At 72.0% G+C, this 2,154-nt stretch carries 3 protein-coding genes; all 3 read right to left on the reverse strand.

The annotated features are described in order from the left end of the window. The coding region (locus tag G6023_RS02210) for a Dyp-type peroxidase (protein ID WP_182633960.1) at positions 1 to 1,215 on the reverse strand (1,215 nt) is incomplete at its 3' end. After that, positions 1,208 to 1,750, reverse strand: a complete 543-nt coding sequence (locus G6023_RS02215) for a copper chaperone PCu(A)C (RefSeq protein ID WP_182633961.1) — start codon at positions 1,748 to 1,750, stop codon at positions 1,208 to 1,210. The genes G6023_RS02210 and G6023_RS02215, both read right to left, overlap by 8 nt. 70 nt (positions 1,751 to 1,820) lie before the next feature. Beyond that, on the reverse strand, positions 1,821 to 2,154 hold a 334-nt coding region (locus G6023_RS02220), incomplete at its 5' end, for a hypothetical protein (protein WP_182633962.1).

Consider the following 2,154-nt stretch of genomic DNA (forward strand, 5'->3'; position numbering starts at 1 on the left):
CCCGATGGGGATGGTCCACGTGTTGAGCGCGTCCTGCTCGGCGAGCCGCCGCTGAACCGGCACGTAGGTGCGCACCGGGTCGGCCTGATAGGCGGTGAACAGCAACCCGGAGTTGCTGATCTCGCCGCCCTCCGGCGGGTCGTCGTAGTTGTACGGCCGCCGCAGCATGGCCTCGCTCCGGTCGAGCTGCCGCGCCCGCGCGATGTGGGACTCCACCGGGATCACCGGAAGGCCCACCTCGTCGATCGCCTCGAAGTCGGCCGGGTCGTGCTCGTGCACCCCGGTCAGCGGCGCGCCGGTGTCGAGCCGCCGGCCGACGCTCAGCTCGCGTGAGGTGCGGTCGATCTCCTCCCACGTGTCCATCGTCATGCGGATCCGCCGCAACACGAGCGAGGACCCGCCCCGCATCCACCGCTGGACCTGCCCGTCAGAAGAGGTGCCGTCGGAGAACAGGATCTGGTCGAAGTCCACGTCCTGCTCGGTGGGGTTGACGGTGCCGTCGACCTGACCGAACAGATTGCGCTGCGTCCGCCCGCTGGGGTCCGTACCGACGGCCTTGCGGAAGCCCCGCTGCACCCACTTCTGTCGCGCGACCCCCCGCACGCCGGAGGCCAACACCCGGGCGGCGTGGGAGACGATCACCGGGTCGTCGGCGCAGATCTGCAGCAGCAGGTCCCCCTCGGACCACCGGTCCTCGAGTCGGTCGATCTGTGGGAACGCCGGCAATTGAGCGAGCCACGTGGGCCGCTTGTCCGGCATCCCGATCGCGTCGAACAGCCCGGGGCCGAACCCGATCGTCACCGTGAGCCGCGCCGGATCCTCGGCGAGCTCGGGTTCGAGGTCGGCGAGTCCGCCTCGCCCCCGGGTGAGCCGGGCGGCGTCCTGGGACCACGCCCGCAGGACTCCCTGGATCTCCGTGCGTGTCGCCCCCGGAACGATCTCGAACGCCACGAACGCGGCATGCGATTGCGGTCGCGTGGTGATGCCGGCCTGGTGCGGGCCGTGGAACGGTTCGGTGGCCGCCCCGACGACCCGTGAGTCGGCGACGGTTTTCCAGTCTCCGATCACCTCGTCGTCGTCTACGACGCCTCGCCCCGCGTACCCCGCGGCACCGCCCAGGACAGTGCCACCGACGACGCCGGCACCCACCGCCGCCGCGACGCCGCCGCTGAGCACCGACCGCCGGGACAGGCCGCGACGGTCCTGCTCAGCCATCGCTGCCCATGCCCCCGCTCATCTCGCCGTGACCGCCGCCGACGTACTCCTCTTCCCCGCCCCGGAAGTCGCGGGCGGAGACGGTGACGTCCTGCTCGGCGCCGTCGAACTCGAGGGTGAGGGTGATCTGCTGGCCGGTGGTGATGGGTCGCCCCAGCTCCATGAGCATGATGTGGTTGCCGCCGGGTTCCAGGACGAGCTCGCCGCCGGCGGGGATGACGAAGCCGTCCTCGCGTTCCTGCATCATCATCCCGCTGCCTCCGGGGACGGTCTCGTGTAGTTCGGCGCTGCCGCCGAGATCACTGTCGACGCCGGTCAGGTGCAGGTCGGTGTCGCCCGGGTTGGTGATGGTGCCGAAGACACCGGTCATCCCCGTGCCGGTGGCCTTGGCCCAGCCGTCCTCGAAGGTGACGGTGGTCGTGTCTGCTCCGGCGCTGGCGGCGGCGGTGTCGTCGTTGTCGGTCGCGCAGGCGGTGGTGAGAGCGAGCGCGAGTGCGGAGGCCGCGGCGAAGGCGGCACGCGTGTGGGTACGCATGGCGTGGGAGTCCTTGGTGTGGTGTGTGTGAACGCCCGGCAGCGCGTGCGCGTACCGGCGCGGGAGGTGGTCACACAGCCACGGGTGGCGCCCGGGTTCCGCCGCGGGCGAGGAGGTACCGTCCGCGCGGGGCGTCGGCGTCGTAGGAGGCCAGAAGCCTGGCGACGACGACGAGGTGAGCCGTCACCGGCATGGGCAGTACCCGGGCCGCCAGCCAGGACAGTGTCCCGGTCAGGATCGCCACCAGCGTGAGCGTGGCGACGATCGCGGCCAGGTGGGCGCCCAGCATCCCCGGGGTGAGCAGCGCCGCCGCGGAGGCCACCGGGTCGAGGCCGACGCCGTCCATCGCGGCTCGCACGACTGCGGGGTCCGCGGTGTGGTGGCCGAGCGCTCCGACCCCGTCG

Source organism: Dietzia sp. DQ11-71 (assembly GCF_014144995.1).
In the GTDB taxonomy this organism is placed as follows: domain Bacteria; phylum Actinomycetota; class Actinomycetes; order Mycobacteriales; family Mycobacteriaceae; genus Dietzia; species Dietzia kunjamensis.